The 26,876-nt window shown below is 35.2% G+C and carries 21 protein-coding genes; 1 reads left to right on the top strand and 20 read right to left on the bottom strand.

Annotated elements, in window-relative coordinates; all coding sequences use genetic code 11:
• Position 1 precedes the first annotated feature (1 nt).
• The 4 genes from liaS to mltG all read right to left on the bottom strand — a co-directional run bounded on the left by liaS (position 2) and on the right by mltG (position 3,828).
• On the bottom strand, positions 2-1,069 hold the full coding sequence (gene liaS / locus AB3H90_RS04850; protein ID WP_010719719.1) for a two-component system sensor histidine kinase LiaS: 1,068 nt from the start codon (positions 1,067-1,069) through the stop codon (positions 2-4).
• On the bottom strand, positions 1,066-1,797 hold the full coding sequence (liaF, locus tag AB3H90_RS04845) for a cell wall-active antibiotics response protein LiaF (RefSeq protein ID WP_368016288.1): 732 nt from the start codon (positions 1,795-1,797) through the stop codon (positions 1,066-1,068). The genes liaS and liaF overlap by 4 nt, the downstream gene beginning before the upstream one ends.
• Before the next feature lie 230 nt (positions 1,798-2,027).
• Complete coding sequence (gene greA / locus AB3H90_RS04840; RefSeq protein ID WP_010719721.1) at positions 2,028-2,507, bottom strand: transcription elongation factor GreA; 480 nt, start codon at positions 2,505-2,507, stop codon at positions 2,028-2,030.
• A gap of 142 nt (positions 2,508-2,649) precedes the next feature.
• Positions 2,650-3,828, bottom strand: a complete 1,179-nt coding sequence (mltG, locus tag AB3H90_RS04835; RefSeq protein ID WP_010738164.1) for an endolytic transglycosylase MltG — start codon at positions 3,826-3,828, stop codon at positions 2,650-2,652.
• Positions 3,829-4,021: 193 nt separating this feature from the next.
• Between mltG and AB3H90_RS04830 the strand changes: the two genes are divergently transcribed.
• Positions 4,022-5,194 (top strand): serine hydrolase, encoded by a 1,173-nt coding sequence (locus AB3H90_RS04830; RefSeq protein WP_179287099.1) that lies wholly within the window; start codon positions 4,022-4,024, stop codon positions 5,192-5,194.
• Positions 5,195-5,414: 220 nt separating this feature from the next.
• On the opposite strand, the gene AB3H90_RS04825 is transcribed toward AB3H90_RS04830, so the two are convergent.
• The 16 genes from AB3H90_RS04825 to AB3H90_RS04750 all read right to left on the bottom strand — a co-directional run bounded on the left by AB3H90_RS04825 (position 5,415) and on the right by AB3H90_RS04750 (position 26,856).
• Positions 5,415-6,359 (bottom strand): NAD-dependent epimerase/dehydratase family protein, encoded by a 945-nt coding sequence (locus AB3H90_RS04825; protein ID WP_034698875.1) that lies wholly within the window; start codon positions 6,357-6,359, stop codon positions 5,415-5,417.
• 323 nt (positions 6,360-6,682) lie between these two features.
• Complete coding sequence (locus AB3H90_RS04820; protein ID WP_010719725.1) at positions 6,683-8,107, bottom strand: lipopolysaccharide biosynthesis protein; 1,425 nt, start codon at positions 8,105-8,107, stop codon at positions 6,683-6,685.
• 9 nt (positions 8,108-8,116) lie between these two features.
• Positions 8,117-9,088, bottom strand: a complete 972-nt coding sequence (locus AB3H90_RS04815) for a glycosyltransferase (protein WP_010719726.1) — start codon at positions 9,086-9,088, stop codon at positions 8,117-8,119.
• An 80-nt stretch (positions 9,089-9,168) separates the two neighbouring features.
• The gene (locus AB3H90_RS04810) at positions 9,169-9,993 is read right to left on the bottom strand and encodes a phosphorylcholine transferase LicD (RefSeq protein ID WP_034698873.1); all 825 of its coding nucleotides are present in this window, start codon (positions 9,991-9,993) and stop codon (positions 9,169-9,171) included.
• A 138-nt stretch (positions 9,994-10,131) separates the two neighbouring features.
• Positions 10,132-11,568, bottom strand: coding sequence for an O-antigen ligase family protein (locus AB3H90_RS04805; protein WP_368016285.1), 1,437 nt, complete (start codon positions 11,566-11,568; stop codon positions 10,132-10,134).
• 40 nt (positions 11,569-11,608) lie between these two features.
• The gene (locus tag AB3H90_RS04800) at positions 11,609-12,583 is read right to left on the bottom strand and encodes a glycosyltransferase family 2 protein (RefSeq protein ID WP_368016284.1); all 975 of its coding nucleotides are present in this window, start codon (positions 12,581-12,583) and stop codon (positions 11,609-11,611) included.
• Entirely contained in the window at positions 12,576-13,637 is a 1,062-nt protein-coding gene (locus tag AB3H90_RS04795; protein WP_010719730.1) for an NAD-dependent epimerase/dehydratase family protein, read from the bottom strand. The genes AB3H90_RS04800 and AB3H90_RS04795 overlap by 8 nt, the downstream gene beginning before the upstream one ends.
• Before the next feature lie 9 nt (positions 13,638-13,646).
• On the bottom strand, positions 13,647-14,348 hold the full coding sequence (locus AB3H90_RS04790; RefSeq protein ID WP_010719731.1) for a 2-C-methyl-D-erythritol 4-phosphate cytidylyltransferase: 702 nt from the start codon (positions 14,346-14,348) through the stop codon (positions 13,647-13,649).
• Between the two features lie 234 nt (positions 14,349-14,582).
• Complete coding sequence (locus AB3H90_RS04785) at positions 14,583-17,300, bottom strand: DUF5776 domain-containing protein (RefSeq protein WP_368016283.1); 2,718 nt, start codon at positions 17,298-17,300, stop codon at positions 14,583-14,585.
• Positions 17,301-17,312: 12 nt separating this feature from the next.
• A complete protein-coding gene (locus AB3H90_RS04780) occupies positions 17,313-18,158 on the bottom strand; it encodes a phosphorylcholine transferase LicD (RefSeq protein WP_010719733.1) in 846 nt (281 codons plus the stop codon).
• A gap of 252 nt (positions 18,159-18,410) precedes the next feature.
• The gene (locus AB3H90_RS04775) at positions 18,411-19,451 is read right to left on the bottom strand and encodes a glycosyltransferase family 2 protein (RefSeq protein WP_010738173.1); all 1,041 of its coding nucleotides are present in this window, start codon (positions 19,449-19,451) and stop codon (positions 18,411-18,413) included.
• A gap of 17 nt (positions 19,452-19,468) precedes the next feature.
• Complete coding sequence (locus AB3H90_RS04770) at positions 19,469-20,860, bottom strand: sugar transferase (RefSeq protein WP_010738174.1); 1,392 nt, start codon at positions 20,858-20,860, stop codon at positions 19,469-19,471.
• A 205-nt stretch (positions 20,861-21,065) separates the two neighbouring features.
• Positions 21,066-23,204, bottom strand: a complete 2,139-nt coding sequence (locus AB3H90_RS04765) for a glycosyltransferase family 2 protein (protein ID WP_368016281.1) — start codon at positions 23,202-23,204, stop codon at positions 21,066-21,068.
• Positions 23,205-23,241: 37 nt separating this feature from the next.
• Positions 23,242-24,828 carry a class I SAM-dependent methyltransferase gene (locus AB3H90_RS04760; RefSeq protein WP_368016280.1) on the bottom strand — a complete coding sequence of 529 codons (1,587 nt, stop codon included), beginning with the start codon at positions 24,826-24,828 and terminating at the stop codon, positions 23,242-23,244.
• On the bottom strand, positions 24,818-26,038 hold the full coding sequence (locus AB3H90_RS04755; RefSeq protein WP_010719738.1) for an ABC transporter ATP-binding protein: 1,221 nt from the start codon (positions 26,036-26,038) through the stop codon (positions 24,818-24,820). Before AB3H90_RS04755 ends, AB3H90_RS04760 begins: the two co-directional genes overlap by 11 nt.
• An 11-nt stretch (positions 26,039-26,049) precedes the next feature.
• Positions 26,050-26,856 (bottom strand): ABC transporter permease, encoded by an 807-nt coding sequence (locus AB3H90_RS04750; RefSeq protein ID WP_010719739.1) that lies wholly within the window; start codon positions 26,854-26,856, stop codon positions 26,050-26,052.
• Positions 26,857-26,876: the final 20 nt, after the last annotated feature.

The following is a 26,876-nucleotide window of genomic DNA, read 5'->3' as shown; positions in this document are numbered from 1 at the left end:
ATTATGCCTCCTTGATCAAAGGAACTTTGATCTCAATACTGGTGCCTTGTCCTTTAAAACTAATAATTTTAACTGTTCCACCAATACCTGCTACTCGTTCCCTAATATTATTTAATCCATAACTACCTGTTTTCGTTTCGTTCATATTAAACCCGGTACCATCATCAATCACTCGTAACAATAAGTTATTATTGATTTTGTGTAAATAGACTTCTAATTCATTTGCTTTAGCGTGACGTAAGGTATTCGATAATAATTCTTGCACGATACGAAAAAGATGATCTTCAATCGAATTGGACAATTTTACGTCTTCGATCTCCCATTTCAATGAAATTTGAATTTTATTTTGTAGTTCTTTTAATAATTGCTCAATTCCTTGTTTCAAACTCTTCTCCTCCAGATTCACTGGGCGAAGATGAAGTAGGAGCGCACGCATTTCAGATTGAGAAGCATTGATGATATCAGCAACCATACGTAATTGTTTGCGAAATATTTCTGAACTATCTGTTTTTTCGGCTTGTTCTGTTAAAGCAGACATCATCATCATCGCTGCAAATAATTGTTGTGAGACAGAATCATGGAGTTCCCGGGCTAAACGATGCCTTTCTAGTTCTAAGATTTCTTCTCTTGTCTGTCCATCCACATACTGGGGTCTGCTAGTGATAATTTGTAGTTCACTAGAAACTTCAATCATTTTTTCTTTTATTTTGGTTATTTCTTTATCAATATCTTGTACATAAATATCATCATTTGCACTGGGAATGGGTTCATTCAAATGACTAGACTCATAATTACCAGAAGATAATGCTCTTAATTTTTCTTCAATTTTACCATACTTTGCTTTTTGGATAAGTGATACTATCAAAAAAACCACTAATCCGACACCTAAGGCAATAGCAAACAAATGAAAAATCAGCGGCACATACAATAGTCTTGCACTTAAAATGGCACGCCACCAATTCGTTTGGTTACTTGCATAAAAATAAGTGAACAACGAAAACAAGATGATTAAAAAAGAAGCCGCTGAGGCATAGATTGCCATCATTAATTTTGATAATCTGCTCATCATACACGTATCACCTCAACGTCACCAAGTAATGTATTCGTGATGATTTTTAACCGTCTTGGGTTTTCATCATAATTGTTACTATAAATTTTGATGGATTCATTTTTTAATGAAAATTGTTCCTCTTCAAATAAAACATTTCCAACAAGTGTCGCATGCTCTAAACTGATGGCAATCCCTAAAGGTACCAAAATTCTCGTTCTACCAATCCCTTTTCGCACAATAACGATATTATCATCCTTTGGTAACAATGTATTGCCAAGATCAATGATCGTATCCCCTGAAATTAAAGCAATATTGATGTCATCCCATTCATAAACATCATTACCAATACGTTGATTTCCAAATAATTGTTGTTTTTTTCGTTCATTATTATGTGTTTTTAATTGATCGGTTTGTACCATGATCATCTGTTTCTTTCGCCAAAAGGTATTTTTTGTTAGATCAATCCCAGAAATTTCAACCCCTTTTAGTCCGATAAACAAGATCGCAAATACTGCCATCAACCATAGTGCAGGGCTATTGACTAAACTAAAGAAAACGATCAAACTCCCTATAATCAATTGAAAATTTCGAAATCCAGATCGTGGATATTTTCTTAATGCTAAATATATGTTCAATGCACCAAACAATACGAGAAGAAGTAATTCTACGTTGTTCACAATTTGCCAAACTGCAAATAGTAATAATAAAGCCTCGACTACGATAAAAAAACGCCAAGAACTATTCATCTTTATTCTCCTTTCATGCACATTCTCATTCTATCATAGCTATTTTTTTAGAAATATACTATAGGACTTGAGATGTAAAGTTTGTCCTAAGTCAAATGGTTCTGGACACTCATTCCTTAGAAAAATAAATAAGCCGAAGAATCCCAAAAATCGGAGAAACGATTTTCTGATTCTTCGGCTTATTGCTCAAAGTTGTAGATGTCACAACTTCATTTTTGTTCAAGTATTTCTTATGCTTGCTCTACTTTAACGATTTTAACTAACATATCGCCACCAGGGGTAGCAATCGTTACTTCATCATTGACTAATTTACCAATCAAAGCTTGAGCAATTGGTGAATCATTAGAAATTTTACCAGAAAATGGATCAGCTTCTGCACTTCCTACGATTGTGTATTCTTCTTCTTCACCATCCGGTAATTCAATAAATGTCACTGTCTTACCAATTGATACTTCATCTGCATCAACACCGTCATTGTCAATGATTTGAGCAAAACGAATCATATTTTCGATTGTTGTGATTCGACCTTCAACAAACGCTTGTTCATCTTTAGCAGATTCATACTCTGAGTTTTCAGATAGATCACCAAATCCACGAGCGATTTTAATGCGTTCAATGATTTCTCCGCGTTTAACTGTTTTTAATTGTTCTAATTCTTCTTCTAGTTTGGCTTTGCCTTCTAGAGTCATCGGGTAAACTTTCTCAACCATGTATAACGTCTCCTTCTTGATCTATGGAATACCGCAAAAAGTAATCTTTTGAGGAATATAATCCAAAAAAGATTACCACGCTTTTCCTAAAATGTAAATGTTTTTCTATTTTAAATAAATAGTCGATGATACAAATACTATTCTACGAATTATTGACATATTTATCAACTAATTCCAAATGTTCTTCGTAAGTTTTTGCAAAATAAACATCGCCTTTTTTGATATCTGCCACAAAATAGTAGTAATCATTTTGAGTCGGCTCTAATACGGCTTCGATAGCTGCTTCACTAGGGTTATCAAATGGTCCAGGACCATAGCCTGTGTTCGTATATAGATTATATGGAGAGTCGACAGCCGTATCTTTATAAGAGACCGTTTCTTTGTGTTCTCCCAAGGCATATAAAACAGAGATATCTGATTGTAAAGGCATATCTGCCTTGATACGGTTGAAAAATACTTGGGCGATGTTTTTACGATCGTTTTCTTTAATCCCTTCTTTTTCAACTAATGAAGCCAACGTCAAGACTTCTTGAACCGTCATATTTTTTTGTTTGATGGTTGTAAAATAAGGCTGTAACACGCTATTTGTCTTGTTTACCATCTGAACGACTAAATCTTTCAACGACATTTTTTTGTAGTAATCATAAGTAGCCGGGAACAAATAACCTTCTAAGCGATATTTGACATTTTGAGCTTTGCTCGCACTGTCCAATAAATCTGGGAATTTTTTATACAGCTCATTGAAAAACGTTTCATCTTTCATCAAATCTAAAAATTCTTGTTTATCTTTTCCAGTGACTTTCGCTACTCTAGCAGCAATTTGTTCAATGTCGTATCCTTCGGGTATCACGACTTTGCCATCTGCTACTTTAGTTGGCTCTGAGGTGCCACCTTCTTGCAATTGTTTTCCGATCTCATCCAAAGTCATATTTGGTGCCATTTGATAATATCCAGCTTGAAAGCCAGTCATATTTTTAAATTTAGTATAGTAATTGAACACGATGCCGCTTTTAATCACTTGATCTTGTTCGAGTATCTCACCTATTTGTTTATTTGATGAACCGCTAGGTATTTCAATTTGAACAAGTTGATCATTTTTAGGATCCAATGGTTTCAACCCGCTATCCACATAGCGGTAAATGGTGAATCCAAGGACGCCTCCAATGATTAGCAACGTCAAAACGATCACTAAAATGATTTTACCAACGATTTTTTCTTCTTTTTTTCGCAAATTTTTTCTCTGATTAATGACTGCATTCTTTTCAGCAGATTGGTCTGATCTGTTTTTTTTCTCTTCTGGACGTTGTTTGTTTTCTGACAAAACAACTCCTCCTTACTATCAACTTCGTAACTTCATCTATTATACATGATATTTTGATTGACGTGAATTAATTTATTTAAATATTCTATCAAAATTGTAAGTAGTAAATCAAATAAAAACAGATTAAAATTAATATCAATAAATACAATAGTTATTTTAACTATTAGCGAAAATGAAAGGACCTTATGACACAATGATAAAAAAAGGCAAACATGCAAAAAAAGGCTCATTTCCTTTTTTCTCTATCATTCTAGTATTGCTCAGTATCAGCGTACTTTCCACCGGTATGATTATAGGATGGAGTATTTATACGAAAGAACAAGCTAGAAATGATTCCGATTCACTAAAACCTAAACAGACATTATCGCTTACACCTGAAGAAAAAAAATTATCAGAAAAAATCAACCACCTGTTAATTAAACATGATTACATTGGCTCAATTTATGTAAAGAAAAATAATCATGTGATTTTTGAGCGTGGCTATGGTTATGCGAACAAAGAAAATGATCAGTTAAACCGCCCTTATCTTTACTATCAAATTGGCTCGATTCAAAAAGCGATGACAGCTCTGTTAATTCTCAAACAAGTAGAATTAGGACACCTTTCTTTGAATACGAAATTGGCTAAGTTTTATCCTCAAATTCCGAATAGTCAAAAGATTTCCATTGAAGATCTACTTTATATGAGATCTGGGTTGAAACCTACAGCTAAACCTACTACCCCATTATCAGATACAGAAGTCGTTCAATTTGCGGTTCAACATCTAAAATTAGTTGACTACCATACTTATCGTTATGAACCATTAAACTTTACAATTTTAGCGGGTATTTTAATCAACTTAACTCACCAACCTTATGAAAAATTAGTAGAGAATGAGATTATCAAACCTTTGGATTTGAAACAGACCGCTTTTTATGATCAAGTCAAAAACTCTCCGCATCATGCCGTTTCCTATCAGATGTCTGCTAGTGATGATTACTGGAAGCCATTAACTGAATCGCAAACAGCGATCCATAATGAATTAGGGACTGGAAATATCAGTATGTCGGTGCTTGATTTAAATACGTTTTTCACTAAAGTTTTATCAGGTAAAATGATCCCACAGAAATTACTTTTTACATTATGGAAACCCAGTCCTACTGGCCACCCATATCGTGGTGGTGTCTATTGTGGTAATGATTATGTTTTGGCACAAGGAAACATCAATCGTTTCCATTCAGTCGCTGTTTTCAAACGTGATTTGAAAGATGCGGTTGTCATGGAAAGCAACGACCAATCAGATAAAAAAATAAAATTAACTGCTCTAGACTTGCGAAATCGAATTTATAATTTAATTGAAGGGTCCAAGATATTAGAAGAAAATTAATCCTGAAAACGAAAAAGATTATCGTCCCAAAAATTAAGTACGTCATAGTTCAAAAATTTTTTTATTAAAAAAAATCGCCATGCAAAAGTTAGAATGTTATCTGACTTTTGCATGGCGACTGTATTTAGCCGACTATCATAGTTCTATTTCTCAAAGTTTAAGATTTCGTTCCATCCACTTTTCAAGTGTACGAATAAGAACTGTCGACTCTTATTATTCACTATATTTCAGTTTTTAAATAGCTTTTCATACCACTTAATACATCATATTTTGGTAGATAACCAATAGACTGAATCTTAGAAATATCTGCTAATGAATCGTGAATATCTCCTGAACGTTCTGGCTGATATTCTAAAGCTAATTCCGTCTCTAAAATTTGATCAATCGTCTGGATCAATGTTAATAATGTAGTTGCTTTTCCCGTTCCGACATTAAATTGTTCGCCTAAAGCCGCTTCTTTGTTAGCTACCAGAAGTAAAGCTTGGATCACATCATCGATATAGACAAAGTCTCTTGATTGGCTACCGTCTCCATATAAAGTAAATGACGTTTTTTCTCCAGCTAATTGTTTTTTATAACGATCAACTAAGATTGAAATCACACCACTGTAAGGTGAATTTGGGTTTTGGTTTGGTCCGTAAACATTGAAGAAACGAACTGCACTTCCTGGAACATCATATAAATGACAGTAATCCAAAACATATTGTTCAGCTGCAAACTTATCGATTGCATAAGGGGTTAATGGACGAATAATGGATTCCTCTTTTTTTGGTAAAGTTGGTTCATCCCCATAAACTGCTGCTGAAGAACTAAATACGATTCGTTTTAAGTTTGGTTGATATTTCCGGATCAATTCTAACAGCATCAGCACACTTTCAAAATTAACTCGATGTGTTTCTACTGGCCGGGCAACCGAATCTGCCACACTAGCAACTGCCGCTAAATGGAAAATGTAGTCAAATTGATTGGCACGGATGATTTCTTCCATCAATACTGAATCCGCTACATCACCTTCGATGAACGTGATGTTTCTATCCATCTCAAGATTTTCTACTTTTCCCATTGATAAATCATCAACAACAATCACTACATTTTCTTTACCTAAGTGATTGGCTAAGGTAGAACCGATAAAACCAGCCCCACCGGTAATCAATATTTTTTCCACTATTTTCACTCCAATTATTGATTTACATAAAAGATAAGTTTAGTGTAACACGTTTATTCTGAGAATACTATCTTATATATATGCCCTAAATAGAGCGATCATAGACTAATTGTTCCCTTTCCAATAGTTATCTCCTGTCTAACAAGAAAACCATACCATGCATAAAATATTCTAATAGTAGATAATATTTTTCTTATTTAAACGCTGCTTCTTTGTTATTGCCTTGGCAGAAGTTGGTCAAGGATGTATTTCTCTATCACCTTTTGCAAGAATAAGGGACTGTGACAAGTCTTTTGTCACAGTCCCTCACTGTCTTCTTTATATTAATGGTCTTTGACTAAGTATCGCAAATCTTTTAAGTCGCTCAAAAAACCACGATGGACAATCACTAAATAAATGATATATATCACAATATAGGCAACCATACTCATATAAGTGCCATCAAACCAAAGATTACTAAAAATGAATAATAAAGTTAGACAGGTTTCTAAAAACATTTTAGCACCAATTTTAATATTCATATCTCTACACAAGAAAAATTCAGCTAAATTACAACGGAATGCTAAACTAGCAAGTATTAATCCGACAGTTAAGTTTAAATTCCCTATGATGAAAATGACGAATAGAGAAAGAAGTAAGGATAAGGTCAACGTCAAGACGTTTACCATTAGAATCGTTTTTTCTTTACGCAATGTCTTCAAATAGGTATTGATTAATAAGGACATTCTTCCTTCATAGATAACGATTGGAAATAAGATCCCCATGAATCTTAAACTAACTTCATATTCAGGTAGCCACATGCCTAAAACGATTTTTGCTGGAATATAAAAAATCAAAATAGCATACGTCAAAGGAACAAATACACCTCTTAGTGTTTGAAACAAAGAAGAGAGACGATCTCGATTTGTTCTTCTTAAAAGCGGGAACATGACGATCCCCACCGCATTGATAAAGGTCAAAAACATATTAGAGATACTTAAAGTAAAAGATAATTTACCAAAAGTCTGGATTGACCATTGTTGTTGAACAAAGAAACGGATCGTACCCATAATTAACATACTAGCAATACTACTCAACATTAATTTGCTACCAATATTAATGTTATCTAAGATTTCAGGTACTAGTTCTTTTAGACCAATCATTTTAACTTGTAGCATATCTTTTATTCGGGTCATTCCCCAAATTGTAATCACTAATTTTGAAATGATATCCATAATGATCAACCAGTAAAATTCCCGCCCACCTGTGGCAAAATATATACCGATTAAGACAACATATAAATAGCGATCATTTCTTGATAACTGGGCATACTCTTTAATCCTATTTGTTGATTGGAAAATATAGAGAATAAATGTTTTAACGATAGTCACTACAGAAACAACAGCTGTCAAAATCAAGATCAGTGCTTGGTATTCTCCAGGCATAAAGAAGTAAGCCCATAAAATAACGAAAATCGAAACAAAAAATTCAAATATCGCTAAATACCAAAACTGCGATCCTAAAGAACGTTTATCAATGTCTTTGTAGTCTTCTCCACCGATTTTCAAGTAAATACCATCAATCCAACCAAAATGTAAGAATCCTACATAAGAAGAATAAAAGACATAGAGTTGCCAATAACTATATTCAGTCACTCCTAATAATTTTGGAACAAATAAATTTAAAAGGACAGAAATACCTAATGTAGCAAAGTTAGCTGCTACGGTATAATATAGATTTTTTGCGACAGCTTTTGCTTTATGGTTCATGCTGATACCTCACTTTCCTGACTTATATTTTATAAGATGATAGATATCAGTACCAAAATAAAATTTACGCTTATAGCGGAAGAAAGAAGCAAGAATTGTTGATAACTGTTCCTTTTCTAATATAGCAATACGCATTTCTAGTTCATCAATCATTGACAAGAGCATTTTTTGTTTCTTCTCAAAATCATCTATATCAGTTAAATTAGCTAAATAGTTATTGGCTGCATGTACACGTTGCAATCTTCGCCGTAACGTATTTAGTCTTTTTTGGTAGGCTGTTACTTTGTTTGCTTGGTCAATTTCTTTTTTAAAAGAGCTTTGACCATGTTTACGCCATTCAATCAATGGTTTTCTTAAGAGAAATAACCCATTGCTTAAAACAGCACTTCCCCACATGGACATATCATGGACTGCATTCTCCATTCTTGAAGCATAAAGCATCACATTCGCAATAAAGCTTTGGCGAATAGCATAGACACAGCCTGGACGTCTTAGGAATAAGTTGTTTTCATTAAAAACCACTCGTTCTTCTGATTGTCCCTCTATTTTTTCTGTATCAACCCGTTTTAACTCTTCTGCTAAACCACCTGGCTCTACTAATTCATGATAATCTGATACTAAAACTTGAACTTGTTGATTCGCAAAAGTACGACTCATTTCTTCAATCTTTTTTTCATGCCAAATATCATCTTGGTCACAAGTAAACACAACATCTTTACTTGCTAAATCCAGCAGTTTAAAAAAGTTTTTTCGCCATCCAACGTTCTCTTCATTAACAATCAATTGCCAGGTAGCCTGTAACTGATTTTCTTCAATGAATTTTCGTACAATATTGACTGTCTGATCAGTTGAGCAATCATCTTTTATGATAACTTCATCAATTTTTTGAGATTGATTTTTCAAAGAATTGAGCTGTTCTATAATATTTTTTTCGCCATTATATGTAGCCATTACAACAGTTGTTTGCAGTTTTTCACGCATTTACTTCACTCCTTCTAAGATATAGTATTAAAGATGCTACTTTGTTGTTTCGTCTTACTTTTTGTAACCATTTCGAGAGGCTATTTTTCGTAAAAGTTATACGGATGGTGTGTCACGCGTTCATTTTCCGGTGGCATTGTCATGTAATCTCCGTAACGCAATGTAAGAAAATCTCCTCTATTTTTGATAGCCATTACTTTGTGTCCTTCAAATTCGACGTCTTCATATTCAGTAAACCATTGCGTTGGAAAAACACCCCAATCAATATGAATCCATTCTAAATAACCACATGTGTCCGTATCTCCAAATCGGATTTTTTTAGCAGCTTCTTGATATTTTTTTTGCCAATAGACATTATCTCCGATTTTCAATAATTTTTTATGATGAGGATAACGCACTACTAATTTTACGACTGCTTTCAAAAAATCAAAGCTTCGAGCATAAGCTAATCCCAAAGTGTCCATTAAGTTTAGACGATAATTCTCTGTTGTCTCTCTTAGAGCTTGACGTTCTGTAGCAGAATCTGGAATGCCGTCAATAGGAAAAATATCAACAAAAACGCCTAAATCAGGTTCTTCCCCACTAAAAAACTGCTTTGTTTTAGCTACAGTTTTTGGGTCAATCACTTTTGCAAATGGATATCTAAAATTTTCTCTTGTTTCAAAGGACAACAACTTGTAATTTGTATCATTTTTTAAGATCAAAAGCAATTCTTCATAATCTGGTCGGGGCATCACGATATCAATATCATCATCCCAAGGGATAAAACCTTGATGGCGTTCAACACCAATCAGACTTCCATAAAATATGGTATATTTTAGGTTGTTTTCACGACAGATTTTATCAATATAAACTAAAATATCAACTGCTTTTTTTTGTACCTCTGCCATTGTTAATTCTCTCATAAGAAGTCTCCTATATCCAATTAAATTTTTTACTAACGAACGGGAATATTTATTTGCCTTTGATCATCAAATTGACCAATAATAGAAAATATCCTTGCATCCTTTGTTTCTCTGCAAGGATTTTTCCTATTACCTTAATTATTTTTCCAGTCTGTTCAATTGTTTTTGTTGATCGAAATCATATTGAAGTTTTCCTAAATACAACCAGAAAATAAATGTTGCAGAACGTCTAGTTAGTATAATTTCAGTAATCAATAAACTAGAGACTAAGATGATCAACACAATTTGATTATCTATCAGAAATTCTAGATAATTTTTTTGCTTTGTAGCAAATAGAATCCGCAAAGACTGCCACATTTTTGATAGTAAAAACAGGACAAAAACAATTGTTCCAGAGATACCAGTTGCTGCTAATAGATAGAAAAAGGCACTGTGAGGTGTTTGCCCCGTTTTAGCAATATGAGTCTCTGGGATTTTAGCTTTGGCAATTGCCACAAAACCTTTTGGTGTTGTTCCGAAAATGGGTTCAAGTCGCATCAATTCAGTTGCACTTTTCCATAAAGCAAAACGACTGTTAGAAATATCTTTATTTCCAACAACATCCGGTCTTTCGGTAGTGACCAATTTTTCGTCAGGAATTTTTTTCTCTGAATCTTTTTCAAAAAAGTCAACGACCTTAGGACTTGTGATTTCCACACGGTTTGCTACATTGACGTAACCTGTTTTCATCAATGATACGCCACCAAAAACAACGGCTGAACTAATCGCAGCTAGGACTGTTGCTCCTACTACTTTCAATACTAACGATTGATTTTTTTTCGACTGATAAAATAAGTAAAAGAAGAAAACACCAAAAAAGGCCGCAACTACCAATTGGATCATACCAGATCTTGAACCTGAGAGAGAAATATAGCTAAATTGAACGAACATAACAAAAATAGAAAGAACTTTCACCCATAGCTTTTGATTAAAAATAGCTTTTCTAAGGGCAAAAATAATACAAACCAATGAAATAGTTGTCGCATAGTTTGGATCAACAAAAATCCCATAAAGACGATTTTCAAAAAAACCGATTCGCATGCCATAATACAATGATTTAACTGGCGTAGAAAAACTTACACGAGCAAAAAACAAATAAAGAGAAAATAGGACAAGTGCAGACCAAACAACTAAAAGAATCGTTTCAAACACAGTAAATAGTTTTTTATTATTTTCTCTTCCCACTTCAAATACACAAAAGAAAAAGATACATTGCCAAATAATCAGTTTGATGTTTTCCGTGAAAGCATATTCTCGATTCAACAATGTACTGATTGCTAAAATTACTATAAAAACAATTAACCAATATTCAATTTTTATTTTCTTTTTTTCGAGAATCATTGGTAAAAAGTGGCTAAGGAAAATGACTCCTGATAATAACATGATAATCATCGAAAAGATGGAATCGATTTTTGGTGGTAGTGTGGAATAAACACTAACCATCCGACAGATTAAGACAAGCTCAAAAAAAACAATATAGGGCAATGCTATTTTTTGTCCTATACTATGGAATTGCTTTGAAAATTTAGTAAACATTTTATCCTCCATTAGTATAAAAGATCAATCACCGTAACGGTTAATCTTTAGTTTTAGTTATATGTTTCCTTCTAAATTCTACTGGAAACTTATATAAATGTAAGCTAATCATTAAGAGTAATGTAGAAAACTTACGACTCTTGGTAAATATCTCATTCTCCATAATGAATCGAAAGTTATGTCTTAAATAACTTACGATTTCTTTTGTTTCCGGACGATCCGTTACGTTTGCTACTATAATCTTATCGAGAACTAAAAAGTTAGCAAAACAAACACGTTGATGTGCTGCTTTTTTGATTTCTTGACTTCGGTCTTTGAGCTTTATTTCATTGTTTTCCCAAGCTTCAATAAATTCAAATTGTTTTTCTGAAAAACTTTCTGTATTGATACTTCCAAGACGATGATAATAATAGTACTTTTGTTCAGAGTCAATGGCTACTTTGTGGCATTGATTCAATAAATCTACAATAATAAAAGAATCTTCATGATATTTTCCCTCTGGATAGCGGATAGTTGAAAACAGTTCTCGCTTATAGAGTTTGTTCACTGCATGAACAGAGATGATATTTCCTTGTAAAATTAATAATAACGCTTCTTCAGCGGTTACTGTTTTTTTGATTGTGGGTTTGATTATCGGATCTTTTCCCTCGTAGACATCATAAATACCACAGATCGATAAGTCTGCCTCTTCTTTGATGATTGCTTTATATAAAAGTTCATACATATCTTCTGCGATATAGTCGTCACTGTCAACAAAGCCCAAATATTTTCCCTTTGCTACTTCGATTCCCGCGTTTCTTGTACTACTCAATCCACCATTTTGTTTGTGGACGACCCGTACACGAGCATCCTTCTTTGCATAGTCATCACAAATACGTCCACTATTATCAGGTGAACCGTCATCCACTAAAATCAGTTCAAAATCGGAAAAAGTCTGAGCGAGAATGGAATCTACACATTTTTTTAAATATTTTTCAACTTTATAAACAGGTACGATGATACTAATTTCACACATGTATTTCATCCTTAACTAACTGTACTGTATGCTTCAGTGATTCTTCTAGACTAAAGATCGGGAACCAGCCAGTATCTTTAATTTTTTCATTATTTAAAATAGCCGTATTTGCTTTAGAAAAGCCTTGTTGTTCAATTGCATCAGGTAATTCAAAAATGACTTGCTTCCCACTAATTTCAGCAAGTTTTTGAGCAAGCTCTTTTAGATGCAAATCAAAACTGTCATTAGAGATGTTATAAGCTTCTCCAATCTGACCGTGAATAAGAAGATGAAGCATTGCTGAAACAGCATCTCCTACATAAATATAGGAAAAATACTGGTTTCCTTCACTCTTTAATACAATATCTTCTTCATGCACTGCATTCAAGATAAATTGAGAAGAAGCCTTAGAGTCAGATAACAGCATCGTTGGGCCAAATGTACGGCATAATCTTGGAATCACAATATCTAATTGATGCTTCGCAATATATGCCTGACAAAGGGACTCACTGACTCTCTTACCTTCCGGATAGCCGGCACGTAAAGTATTGCAATCAATATAACCACAATAATCTTCCGAAAACTTTTCAACGTCTCCACGATTTTCGCCATAGATCTCTACAGTTGAAAGGAAAAGCACTCTTTTCGGTTCTGTTGCTACAGCATGTTTCAATACTTGTTCTGTACCTGCAAGATTCGTCATAATCGTGCCAATTGGATCGGTTGCATAAGCTTTTGGATGGGTATTGCTTGCACCGTGGATGATATAGTCAGCCTTAATAGAAAAAGGCAACGGATCTGTCACGTCTCCTTCGATGATCTCAAAATTTTGATCAGAGATATACGGAGAGAATCGTTCTTCCAATCTTTGACGATTTCTTCCCATTGCATATACTTTAATATTAACCCCTAAATACTGGTTTGCTAACATTAACGTATCGACTAAAAAAGAACCAATCATACCTGAGGCACCAATCATGAGTAAAGATTGACCATCCAAACTTTTTAAATCAGGAGTATGTTCGACTACCTTCAGCAAATCATCTTTATATAGTGGATTATTTATTAAAGACATCCTCTTCACCTAATCTTTCATTTTTAAATATGCTTTGAAAAGCTCTAAATCATCGGTTGTGGTCAATTTGATATTTTTATCAGAACCAGCCGCAAAATACAAGGTTTCACCTAAGTCCACCATCATCGTATTGGTATAAGATGAGTCTGTCATTCCAATATTTTCTTTGACCGCCCGATTATAAGCAGAAAGTAATTTACCATATTGGTATGCTTGTGGAGTTGAAACACGTCGTAACGTATTACGATCCACATATTGTTGTGTCGTTTCTTCGGTTTTCTTAATAAAAATCTGTTCATTATATGGTAATGAAGTCACACCATTTCCATATTCCTTACATTTCACAATCACATCTGATAGGACGAGTTCATCCACCAATGGACGGATACCGTCATGAATGATAATTGTGTCATCATCCTCTGAATAATCTTTTAAAAATTGTACACCGTTATTGATTGATTCTTGTCCTTTAGATCCGCCAGTAATCACCCATTGGACTTTACTGATATTGAACTCTTTGATATAAGCCCACATGGTTTCTTCCCAACCTGATTTACATACAACAAGAATTCGATCAATCTGTGGATGGTGTTGGAATGACTCCAATGTATAAATAATGATGGGCTTCCCCTCGATATTAATAAATTGTTTTGGTATATCCTGCCCCATTCGTTTGCCAACGCCACCGGCAATAATTATAGCTGTAATCATATGAGATAAATTCCTTTCTTTTATGTGTATTTATACTAAATAGGTATTGAAAACTTGCCTATTATTTCACTATCCGTTCAATAAAAACCATATTTAACCTTTTACATTTTCTCACAACTGCCAATAACTTTCAATGTTTTCCACTGAGCCTCGGTGAAATATAAGTATTATACAAAAAAACAACACATCAAAAGAATGATAGAACATTCGATTGATGTGTTGTTTTATTTATTTTTAGTTTACTTTTTGAACATACTTTTTATTTGCAGTCACATAACCATCAGCTGTTTTTAATCGTGGAAGTCCTGATGGGGTATATTCGATTGATTGGATCTCTACGATCGTTCCTTTACTAATTGCTGCTCCTTTTTGCGTAAAACTGAGATCTTTATAGTAGTAATCATTCATCAACAGTTGAACTCTTTTAGGATTCGTCACAAAATAATTATCATTTGCATTCGCAGCAGCTGTAACATACCCTTTATTAGCTGTAACATATCCCTTATTGGTTTTTAATCGTGGGATTCCACCAGCTGTATACTCGATACCTAAGACATCGATCACCGTACCTTTCGCAATTGCGGTACTTGGTTGTTTAAAGTCTATGTCAGAATAATAGCGATCATCCCTCAACATAACAATTTTTCTTGGATTTTCGATAAAGTAATTATCACTGTCACTCACTAATTGTGTTACATAACCTCTATTTGCTGTCAAATAGCCTTTTGCCGTTTTTAACCGTGGGATTCCACCACTTGTAAATACCACATTTTGCACTTCAATCAATTCATTTTTAGAGACTGCCTCCCCTTTTTGACTGAAATTGACATCATGATAATACGTATCATTTGTCTTCATGACCACATATCCTGGATTACTATAATAATAGTTTGAGATATTATCTGGCACTTCTTGCACATACTCTTTATTAGCCGTCAAATAGCCATCGGGCGTAAGCAATCGCGGTACTTGACCTTCACGATATACGACACCTGTAACAGATACAAGCGACCCTTTCGTCACTGCTTTTCCTTTATGGAGAAAGTCTGTGTCTCGATAGTAAGTATCATTGGCTTTCATGACGATTCGAACAGGGTTTTTCGTATAGTAATTATCAATTGATGCTACAGTTGCGATCACGTAGTCTCTATTTGCTGTATAAAAGCCTTTATTTGTTTTTAATCGAGGTATCCCACTCTTTGTTTTTTCAATTCCCGTTACTTTGATGACCGTACCAGCTGAGACTGATTCTCCTGGTTTTGTAAACTCGACATCTTGGTAAAAACGATCATTTGTCTGAGCAATGACTTGTCCTGGATTTGTCATATAGTACATATCAGAGATATCACGATACTGTTCGACCAAATTTTTATTCGCAGTCAAATAGCCATTTTTTGTTTTTAAACGGAAAATACCAGAGTCCGTGTAAGCTAAGCTTTCTACTTCCACCACTGTACCTTTCGTGACTTTATTCAAACGTTGGGTAAAAGCTGTATCTGCATAAAAATAATCATCGGTCTTCAAACGGACTTTTTTAGGATTCGTTGTAAAATAAGAATCAATATTGCTTTGAGCCGCTACAACATATGATTTATTTGCTGTTAAATAGCCGTGATCTGTAAATAAGCGCGGAATCCCACTAGCAGTTGTTTGAATACTCTTCACAGTAACTAAAGTATTTTTCTTAACAGTCATTCCAGGACTGGTAAAATTCACATCATTGTAAAAACAATCATCACTCTTGAGGATGACTCTTCCAGGATTGGTCGTATAGTAATTATTTAGATCAGGTCCGGTTCCTGTATTTGGCGTTCCAAAAAAAGAACTGTAAATCATCGACATGTCAAAGGGACGTGATTGATAATTAGCCAAACCTGGGAAATACATTTTAGACGACCACTGCCAAGCGCCATAATCATTGTTCCACTGCATCGATTGTGTTGGAGTATAAGGATATTGTGCGACCCATATACGTTCTTTATTAAAGGGAGCAGGATTGATGTACCCACTATCTAGCCAGCCTCTACTAAGATATAGTGCAGCATTAGAATACCCAAGATTTTTTAGTTGTTGATTAAAAGCCAAAGCATTTTTTTGCGTATCGCGTCCGTTGGAAATCAAGTTTGGGTCTTCTGCGTCATCGAACATGATCGCATTTTTGGGCAAACCGAATTTTGACGCTGCTTGTGCAAAATATTTTGCCTCTGCTTGAGCCGTCTGGACAGATGTATACAAGCTATAATGATAAGCGGACACGCTTAGTCCTGCAGCTTTAGCATTGTTGATTTGACTTTGCGCATACGGATTAGTATAAGATGTTCCTTCAGTGAGCTTGACGGTTACTCCCGTAACCCCGTAACTTTTAATTTTTTGATACTCAGCAACAGAGATTGTTCCATTCCAACTAGCGACATCAATGAAGTCTTTTCTTGGTAAATTAGGATTATCGGCATATACACTATCAGGTTCCCTCATTCTCGTCATAATCCCATACTGACTGCCAGACGGTTGCATGGCATAAGTACCTTTTTTATGGTTTGTCCCTCTTTTCCCGAGTTCAGCATCTTCTCTTGAATCACCTTGACTAGCATCTGGTTGGACCTCGGTAGAATCACTCGTAGAATTGGCGGTCTCGGAACCCGAAGTGCTGGTACTTTCTTGAGTGGGGATTGTCGAGCTGCTGGTCATACTGGATTCTGTCGAAGAAGTCTCAGCCGTAGATGTTTCCGTAGTTGTCGAACTATCCGATTGTTTTGTATCGTTAGTTGTGGTAAGTGTTGCTGAATCAGACGAGTCGTTCATTTGCTTTTCTTCAGTTCCCACTTCATTCATAGCCTTCTGTTCTTGACTAGATTGAGAAGTTTTAGCTATATTTTCAATTGCATAAGTATTGGAAATAGAGCTATTTAATAATAATGTACATAAAAGTACACCAGAAAAAATCCGTTTCATCTCTTTTCTCCTTCATACTGTATCGTTTACTTTGTAAGCTTTTTTAGTATCAACAAGAACAGCTTCATGATGAGGCTGTTGTTCTTCTTCAGGGGGCAATTGCATGTAGTCACCAAAGACCTGTTTCAAATAGCGGTCATACCCAACAGGAATTGGCATTTTTGTCTCTTCAAAGGGAACAACAATCGCTGATTTAAAATCTTCCAAATGGTAAATATTTCCCATATATTTAGGTCCGACACATAATTCTGTGACATAAGGTGTCGATCCGAATGAGTACTTACTCATTTGTTTTTCTGCAAAACGCCAAATCTTATAGCGGATTTTGGGCGAAGAGAACGTACTTAAAAGCACCTTGCTACCTGTTGCCATCATTCCCCCATGTTTTTCGGGCACAACCTGAGAACAAAACAATGCATAAACGAGCGCCCACATTTTTTGGATTTTCCGTTGCGCACTTTTTTCAGGCGCACCGTCCAAAGGAAAAATATCAATCGGTATACCATGAGGAATAGCCATTCCTTCTTGATACGTTTTGACAAATGTGGTATTTGCATCTCGAATGGTCATAAATGAATTATGATCATTGTAATTCTCAGAAGCAACCAATAGCGGATAGCGTTCAACATCAGCATATTTTGGCCATAGTTCTTTTATTTTTTCATAATCTTGTCTAGGCATAAAAAAATCCAAGTCATCATCCCAAGGAATAAAACCTTGATGACGGATAGAGCCAATACAGCCACCGCCACAAAAATAACAAAGTAGGTCGTGTTTATTACAAAAATCGACAAAATATTGAGCGATTTCTAACACTACCTGCTGGACATTTCTTAATTCAGGATCATTACTATACATACTTACAGCTCCCTCTATTTTTATTTTATCATAACTATTTTTTTATCCGAAATAGAATCTGTCTAAATTTGCAAAAAAAGAGTGTGGGTCAAAAGGAAAACCTAAAGACCCAAACTCGAATAAATAGTGTGTTAGAAGAAACTTTTATCCTAACACTTTTATAAATGTGAGAATAAAGCCATGACAGCTGTCACTGCTTTTTTATTTCGATTGAAAAGCAAATGATATCACCCTGCTATTCCGGTCGCTTATTTAATACACTCGTTTTAGTGTTGCCATCAATCCTGGCATCTTTATTTCAACAAAACTTCCGATGCGTACAGCAGTTAAAAAGAATGAACAAGGCAGGTTATACAATTGCTTCGTTACTTTTTTTACTGTAGAGTCGGTGCAAGCAATTTTTTTCGCCTCAACAATAGTTGGATCCGTTAATATTTGCTTTGCTTCAGCTTTTTTTTCTTTTGCTGTCCGTGTCGAAGTGCCATAGATAGAAAAGATGACCGACGTCGTTCCTTTTAAATGGAGAGCTGCCATTCCTGGCTTATCGACTTCATTCGTCACTTCATTTGCTAATTGGTAGAACTCTTTGAAGGTACTAAATTTATTGGGACGGTACTGATTCGTGATTCCTTTGCCACCTTCAAATTCATAGATATAAGAAATTTTCGGGTTCATCAGGACATTTTGACAATATTTATAATAATGCAAATTAAAAATACGGTCTTCACAGCTATTGTATCCTTTAAAAAGAAGCTGATTCTGTTTTAAAATATCCCTTCGATAACATTTATTCCAAACTACATACATCAACTGATCGTTCATTAATCGATACATGTCTTTTATAAAACTATCATGACTTTGATAATGATGCTCCGTCACTAAATTTTCTTTTTCTGAAATAATCTGTTCTCCGTCCATCGTTCGAAAGATAAACGAACTAACGATCAAATCGGTGTCTGGATGTTTAGCTAAAAGCTTGTCATAATCAGATAAAACTTCTTTTTTCGGCGTATCATCCGCATCAAAAAATAAGATGTAAGTTCCTTGGGCTTGCATAATCCCTTCATTTCTTGCTAAACCAGGCCCTTGATTAGCCGTTGTGATCAGTCGAAATTTAGGGTCGTTCTCAATAAGTCTCGTAATGATTGCTTCCGTTTGATCTGTCGAACCATCATTGATTAACAAAACTTCATAATCAGTAAAATCAAATTCTTTTAAAGATGCGATCGTACGAGCAATCGTGCTTTCAGCATTATAAATGGGTATGACGATACTAAATTTTGGGTTACTCATTTTTCACTACCTCTCAACTAGCGAAAGATTTTCTCTTTTGGAAAAGCAATCTCTGCCAATGAATGAACATTCTCATCTTCTTCCAAGCCTTGAGAAGACATCTTATCAAAAAGAATTTTAATGGTTTGTAATAATATTTTTAAATCGAGCAATAAAGAATATTTCTTGATGTAAAGTAAATCAAACCGTAATTTACTGTTGTAATCTGATACGTATTTCCCATAAACTTGCGCATAACCCGTTATCCCAGCACGTACATTGTGTCTCAAATAGTAATAAGGATTTTCCGCATTAAATTGATCAACAAAGAAAGGACGTTCTGGTCGAGGACCAACGATCGACATGTCTCCCTTTAATACATTAAAGATTTGTGGTAATTCATCAAAACGAACTGCTCGGATAAATTTACCCACTGGAGTGACACGAGCATCGTTGCTCTTAGCCAAAACAGGTCCTGATTTGGCTTCTGCAGTCGCAGTCATCGAGCGAAATTTATAGATTGAAAATTCTTTTTGATTTTTAGTGATCCGAATTTGTTTATAAATAACCGGACCCGGTGAAGTAACTTTTACTAAAATAGCAGTTAATAACATGAAAGGTGAGGCTATGATCAGTAAAATCAACGAAACGATAATATCAAACAACCGCTTGAATAATTCATATTCTGGTGGAATCCTGAAGCCTGAAGCTTCAATAATACTTTCATCTTCAAAGTTCATGATGTTTGGATTGATCATCGTTAAGTTTTCAAATGTCGTATTGAGAAATAATTTCTTCTCATTTTTTGTCACTAGTTGATAGATTTTTACTTTTTCTGCTTCTTCAATATGTGAAGCCAGATAGACGATATCCATTTGATCAATCATTTTTTTCACATTTTCATAGTAGTGATCGATGACAACCGCTTCTACTTTATGCTTATTATTTTTTTTAGAACTGAAATTTTGTATGGCCGGTGCCACATCTTTTTCTGATCCAACGATCACGACTTTCTTATCACGACTGACTTTCAAGTACAACTTATAGATTAATATTCTGTAAAGACTCAATAAAATGGTCGCTAGCACAAATGACAGTAAAATTACGCCTCGTGGGAAAGCAAACCAGCGTCCAGCAAAGGTGACGACCATGATCCCCAATGTCATTAAGACTTGACCAATAACCGTGACAAACACGATATCGCTGACCGTTCGATTATAAAAAACATATACGCCCAATAAGATATTCAAGGCAATAAATATAACAGAAATAAAGATTGCTGAATGTTGAAAAGTTTCAAAATTCCGCATGGGTATTTCCCCATGAAATTTCAGTAAGAAACTGCTATATATGGCTACATTGTACATCAAAACATCCATTAAAATAATGAATATTCGTCTTGCAGCACTCCATTCCCCATTTTTATTCATATATACACTCCTAATCACAAAATAATGCACCTATTATCTTACCATAGCAGGGTTTAAAAGCCTAGTGAATAAACAAATTGTAACAGAATTACAAAAAACTACTGCTCTACAATTATAACGCTTGCTTTTAATATCTCATTTTACGAAAAAAAACTACCATGCTTTCTTAACTGATTGCATGATAGTTTCTATTTTCATTTCTTAATTAATCTGGTCTTAATGAAAAATCTCCAATTCCTTCTTTTGTCAGATTATCGTTATAAAAAGGATCATGGTTGATATATCCTGGCCATTTCACTTGCATTTTCTTTATCTCACCTGCAAAACGTTTTTGCTTCTCAGGCGTATCTTCATAGCCTCTTGATTTTGATTCAAAATGATAAAGTTCAACTTGATGGGCATAAACGTTATATCGACCTAGCTCATAAATTTTCAGGCATAAATCCACATCATTGAAAGCGACTGCTAATGTTTCATCAAAGCCATGGACCGCATGAAAATCACTGGCTTTGACCATCATACAAGCAGCTGTTACCGCTAAGTAATTGACATCGATGACTAACCGACCAAAGTAACCACAGTGTGTTTGGTCATAGTTGTTCAACGCATGACCAGCAACGCCACCAATACCAACTAACACACCAGCATGTTGTGTCGTATCATCTGGGTAGTAAAGTTTGGCACCGACACAGCCAATTCGATCAAATTGCGCATAGGCAACCATATTGGTCATCCACTCAGGCTCAATAACTTCCGTATCATTGTTTAAGAACAATAAATATTTGCCACTTGCTTTTTCTGCCGCTAGATTGTTGATCCTAGAATAATTGAAAGGTATATCGATCAATTCCACTATAAAACGTTCATTTAGTCGTTGCTGGTATTCCTTAAATAGTTCTTGCATCTTAGGATCGGTACTACCGTTATCAGCAACAATGATCTCATAGTTGGAATAGGTTGTTTTGTCAATAATTGAGTCGATACATAGTTTTAAGTCATCATATCCGTTTTTAGTGGGAATAATGACACTAACTAAGTCTTCCTGCAGCACTTCATAATTGACCTCGTAGAAACCAGAGATTCGTCCAGGACGAACTTTTCCTTTAATTCCTCTACGATCGAGTGCATCAGTCAATGCCTTGACTCCAGAATCATAAATATAGCTCTTCGCTTCACCATTGCTGGCAGTAGATCCCGGAATCGTGCGCCAGTGATACAGTACTTTATCAATGTGATAAATGTGATCAGCTGGGATCTGCTCAGTGATTCGTAGTACCAAGTCATAATCTTGAGAACCTTCATATCCTTTTCTAAATCCACCGATTCCTTTAACTAAGCTGGTACGATAAACCCCTAAATGTGAAATATAATTATTGCCCATTAAAGTATCTGGTGACCAATCCGCTTTAAAATGAGGATCAAAACGCTGACCTTCTGCATCGATCTTATCTTCATCGCTATAAATGACATCAAGTTCAGGACGCTGATTCAAGACGCTTGCGACTTCAAACAACGCATAAGGCGGTAGTTCATCATCATTATCTAACAACGCTATGAACTCTCCTGTTGCCATTTCCAAAGCAGAATTGGTCGCTAGACTGATATGCCCATTTTTTTCTCTAAAAACGACTTTGATTCGTTGATCTTTAGCTTGATACTTTTCTAAACATTTTCTGATTTTAGGATCAGTTGATGCATCATCACTGATACATAGTTCCCAGTGATCATACGTTTGTTTTAAAACAGAATCAATACATTTTTCCAGCCATTTGATTTCGACATTGTAGACTGGCATAAGTACTGAGATTAAGGGACGATATTCAAATCCTTTAGCATCTTGACGTTGCTTTTGGAGATCAAACTGTTCATGACGTTTGATCCATTCAGTATAATCCACAGAAGCTGGTTTCATTTCAAACTTGACACGTCGGATCGCTTTTTTCACTCCGTGTGTCCGTGCATAATTGAATCCTTTTTGAAGCAATCTTTTTTTCTTTTCCCAGTTTGTTTCAAGGCCATCGTCATATGGATAACGACCATTCAATTTCACCGCAATCCCATTTTGATGGGATTTTGTTTGGAAATCTAAAATCGCTTTACCTTTCATCCTTCCAGATAATCGGATGTTGAAACCACTTGGTATTTTCACATCCAGATTGTATAAATGATTGATATCCAAACGAACAACATTGGTGACTTCGGCAGATACTTTGTCCTTATCGACTTTAATGATCGGAATTTCTTTCGTCACCTCATCGACCGCCCAGCCAACAATCAATAAATCCCCAGTTGCTCTTTCACGAGTAATTCGGTCTATAAATACAGCAATCTCTTTTTTTTGCACGAGCTTTTGTTCTCCTTTATTAAAAATAAGTTCGTTCTTATATCTCGATAAACCAGGATTCGCCATTTTCAGCAACAGCTTCAATTAAAAAAGATTTTTCTCGTTCACATCTTATTTGCAATTCAAAACCAGCTTTTGTTCCCGCTGGCAATTGTTCCGCCTCATTTACTTCTGGCCGTTCAAACTGCAAGGCTTGAAAAAATGGTGCTTGGTTCACAGATAACTTATAGGATAACGGCTGACGTTGTGCGTTAGAAATTCCCCAACCATTGATTGTCAAAATTTTCGTTTCTGGGTCCCAATGCTTACTATCCACACATAGAGAAATCGCCTTTGCTTGAATTTTCTTTGCTGTTTCTTTCGATCGAAGCTTGCGGTTTCTTGGTTTAATTGCGAATTCTTCCTCAGTTATCAGTTTACAATAACGGTCAGTCGTCATCTGTAATTCGTTATCTAATTTTTCATTTGTCAATCGCACTTGTTCATTTTCTTTTTTCAGCGAAGTGATTTGTGCCATTAGACGTTGCTCGATCTGCGCTAAAGGTTTGACTGCCTCAAGTAGTTCTTTCATGGTTTGTGTCAATTCCCCGATAAACCGATAATGACAATGGATCGTCAATTCTTGACCTGCGACATCAAATAGAGTAAATTGTGGCGTTACTTCACCATCAAATAAATAGCAATCATTTTGTGTTTTGATTACTGCATTAGATTGGATGAAATCAATTTTGTTCCCCGCCAATTCCCCGCTAAATTCGATAAAACTTGGTTGATCAGCAAATTTAAAAATGACCGATTCGACATCCCCGGCAATTGGAAAAGTCAATGTTTGGTTTTCTCCCGTATAATTGTTGAAAGGATATTTTTGGGAGACTTCTTTGTTTGCAGTCTTTTGGATCACTTCCACCATTCGAACATAATTCGAATTTTGTGGTTGTGAGATGTGACTATTCTCAGTGTGTTTTTTCAAAGAAAAGAAGTATTGATAAACTTCTCCGAAAGGTCGCATTTTGAACTCATAGCGAACTGCTTCGGGTAATTCTTCATAAGTTGAATTTAATTCTGTGTCTCCGACAGCTAAGTAAAGGTAATCCTCAATATTAATAGATAAACCAGCTTTTTCAAACACTTTTTTAAAACCTTCGTGTGTGTAAAAAGAATTATGTGTTTCATCTAATAAGCCATAAGAAGCCCATGGTAACTCATTGTTGAATAAATGGATCAGCACAGAATTATGGACTAAATTCGGAAATGTGATTAAAATTTCTCCATCTTCGTTGAGAAATTCTCTCACTTTTTTTAATGTTTCAGCTGGGTTCACTAAATGTTCTAAAACATCGGCAAAAAGGATATAATCAAAGGTTTGCCCTGCATAATAGTTTGCCCACTCAAAACTTTCAATATCTCCATAAAAACCATCTTGTGAAAATTCACTGACAAAATCGAATAATTCTTTATCTAATTCGACGATACTTACTTGACAATTTTTGGCTCCGATTAAATGTTTAGTCAATCGGCCGTTTCCCGGTCCAAATTCCAAGACTTTGCTGCCTGGTTTAATTTGGGCAACAATTTTCCCTACACTACTTTGTTCATCTAAGTCCATTTCAAAATCATACTTCATCGGCTAGATAACCTTCTTCCCATTTATGGTCTAAGACCACGATTCCTTCCCCAATATATGAGCCATTAACAAATAAGTTCATATATTTTGTTTTGTAAACTAAAGGTACGGTGGCATTTTCTTCAAAAATTGCCACATCAAAATAATATTCACCAGCTAGCAGGCCTAGTTTTTCATATTCTAAATAGAAAACATTTTTGCCTTTTTTCCAAGGGATTTTGATGCCGTCCAACAGTGTATTTAAACCACAAACGTAAAAATTATCGACAGTTCGTAAGGCAATCCCTAAAACAGGATTCTTGATCGAATCATCTTTTACTTCATAGGTTACTTTGACATACAGTGTTTCGCCTTGATCAAGCACGTCAACAGGATTTTTTTCTTTATCCAATAATTCCGCACTCAGTACATCAACGATGTCAGGCGCTGCAAAACGTTCCATTTGATTTTTATTTCGATCAACTGTTTTGACTGATTTTTTCTTTAAAAAGTTTTCATAGTTTGTTGTGACATCCATGGTATCCCCATATTCAACTACTTCACCATTTTTTAGCCAATAGGATCGATCACAAAAACGGCGGATCGAACTGATGTCATGGGAAACGAATAAGATCGTTTTACCTGAGTTCTTGATTTCAGTAAATTTCTCCATACATTTCAACTGGAACTCAAGGTCCCCTACAGCTAGAGCCTCATCGACAATCAAGATATCTGGATTGACATTGATAGCTACCGCAAAGGCTAAACGAACAAACATCCCACTGGAATATGTTTTTACTGGTTGGTAAATATGTTCGCCGATATCAGCAAATTCAATGATGTCTCCGACCATTCCATCGATTTCTTCACGAGAAAAACCTAACACCATGCCATTCAAATAAATATTGTCATAGCCAGAATATTCGGGGTTGAACCCAGAACCTAGTTCTAATAGTGCAGATATTTTCCCTTCAATCTCCATTGTTCCAGATGTGGGCGTCAAAACGCCAGTAATGATTTTGAGCATGGTGGATTTTCCTGAACCATTTTCTCCGACAAAACCGATCATTTCCCCTTTTTTAATTTCCACATTGATATTTTTCAACGCATAAAAAACGTCATGGTAAGATTTTTTGAAGGGATTCAAAGCTTCACGAAAACGGTCAGATGGTTTTGCGTACATATTATAAGATTTTGTAATGTTTTTTAATTTAATCGCATATTCAGTCATATTCATACTCCTTACAGCACATCTGAAAAATGTGGTTTCAATCTACGGAACACAGCAGATCCAATAACGAAGATAGCTAGCGTAAATACCCAGAAATAGAGAGTATACATTCCGTGTTCCCAGAACCAAGCTTGTCCTAAGAAAGACTCACGATATCCTTGCACGACATAATAAAGTGGGTTTAGTTTTAAGATTTGAACGATCACTGGATTGAACTGACTCGGACTCCAAAGGATCGGCAATGTCCACATAACCAACTGTAGGACAATCGTGATCAATTGCATGATGTCTGGTAGAAATGGTTGAATTGATGCTGTCAACCATGTTAAGCCGGTTAAAAAAGCACACATACAGAATAAATAATAAATCAGTTGGAGCGTCATCCAAGTTGGATAGATTCCATGTCCAATAACCACCACTAAACCAACGAAAATAAAGAAAAGATGTGCATATAGATTCGATAAAATTTTCGTAGTTGGTAAAATGCGGATATTAAATACAACTTTTTTTACTAAATAAGTGTATTCTCTGAAAACTAACGTCGTTGATGTAAACGCGTCAGAAAAAAAGAACCATGGGATCATTCCCGTAATCAAATAAACAATAAAAGGATATTTTCCATCTGTCATCGCTGCCTTTAATCCAAAACCAAAGACCAACCAATAAATCAATACGGTAAAGACAGGATTAATGAATGCCCATAAAATTCCCAAAAAAGAGCCCGCATAGCGAGACTTAAAGTCATTCACTGAAAACTGAAGCAAGAGCTTTCTATTCTGGTAGATATCCTTCATAAATAAAAACAGATCTTTAAACATTTGTGTTCCTCCAAGCAAAT

Origin of the sequence: Enterococcus sp. C63, assembly GCF_040887215.1 — a bacterium.
Classification (GTDB): Bacteria; Bacillota; Bacilli; order Lactobacillales; family Enterococcaceae; genus Enterococcus_B; species Enterococcus_B hirae.
Note: the sequence above shows the minus strand (reverse complement) of the source record. Positions and strands in the feature narration are given on the sequence as shown.

Bases quoted from the DNA above. Each gene is read 5' to 3' on its own strand.
- AB3H90_RS04755 (WP_010719738.1), bottom strand. From the start codon at position 26,038: ATGACTGAATATGCGATTAAATTAAAAAACATTACAAAATCTTATAAT.
- AB3H90_RS04750 (WP_010719739.1), bottom strand. From the start codon at position 26,856: ATGTTTAAAGATCTGTTTTTATTTATGAAGGATATCTACCAGAATAGA.
- AB3H90_RS04805 (WP_368016285.1), bottom strand. From the start codon at position 11,568: ATGTTTACTAAATTTTCAAAGCAATTCCATAGTATAGGACAAAAAATA.
- liaS (WP_010719719.1), bottom strand. From the start codon at position 1,069: ATGATGAGCAGATTATCAAAATTAATGATGGCAATCTATGCCTCAGCG.
- AB3H90_RS04790 (WP_010719731.1), bottom strand. From the start codon at position 14,348: ATGATTACAGCTATAATTATTGCCGGTGGCGTTGGCAAACGAATGGGG.
- AB3H90_RS04785 (WP_368016283.1), bottom strand. From the start codon at position 17,300: ATGAAACGGATTTTTTCTGGTGTACTTTTATGTACATTATTATTAAAT.
- AB3H90_RS04760 (WP_368016280.1), bottom strand. From the start codon at position 24,828: ATGAAGTATGATTTTGAAATGGACTTAGATGAACAAAGTAGTGTAGGG.
- AB3H90_RS04820 (WP_010719725.1), bottom strand. From the start codon at position 8,107: ATGAACCATAAAGCAAAAGCTGTCGCAAAAAATCTATATTATACCGTA.
- AB3H90_RS04815 (WP_010719726.1), bottom strand. From the start codon at position 9,088: ATGCGTGAAAAACTGCAAACAACTGTTGTAATGGCTACATATAATGGC.
- AB3H90_RS04775 (WP_010738173.1), bottom strand. From the start codon at position 19,451: ATGAGTAACCCAAAATTTAGTATCGTCATACCCATTTATAATGCTGAA.
- AB3H90_RS04800 (WP_368016284.1), bottom strand. From the start codon at position 12,583: ATGTGTGAAATTAGTATCATCGTACCTGTTTATAAAGTTGAAAAATAT.
- greA (WP_010719721.1), bottom strand. From the start codon at position 2,507: ATGGTTGAGAAAGTTTACCCGATGACTCTAGAAGGCAAAGCCAAACTA.
- AB3H90_RS04795 (WP_010719730.1), bottom strand. From the start codon at position 13,637: ATGTCTTTAATAAATAATCCACTATATAAAGATGATTTGCTGAAGGTA.
- liaF (WP_368016288.1), bottom strand. From the start codon at position 1,797: ATGAATAGTTCTTGGCGTTTTTTTATCGTAGTCGAGGCTTTATTATTA.
- AB3H90_RS04770 (WP_010738174.1), bottom strand. From the start codon at position 20,860: ATGAATAAAAATGGGGAATGGAGTGCTGCAAGACGAATATTCATTATT.
- AB3H90_RS04810 (WP_034698873.1), bottom strand. From the start codon at position 9,993: ATGAGAGAATTAACAATGGCAGAGGTACAAAAAAAAGCAGTTGATATT.
- AB3H90_RS04830 (WP_179287099.1), top strand. From the start codon at position 4,022: ATGATAAAAAAAGGCAAACATGCAAAAAAAGGCTCATTTCCTTTTTTC.
- AB3H90_RS04780 (WP_010719733.1), bottom strand. From the start codon at position 18,158: ATGTATAGTAATGATCCTGAATTAAGAAATGTCCAGCAGGTAGTGTTA.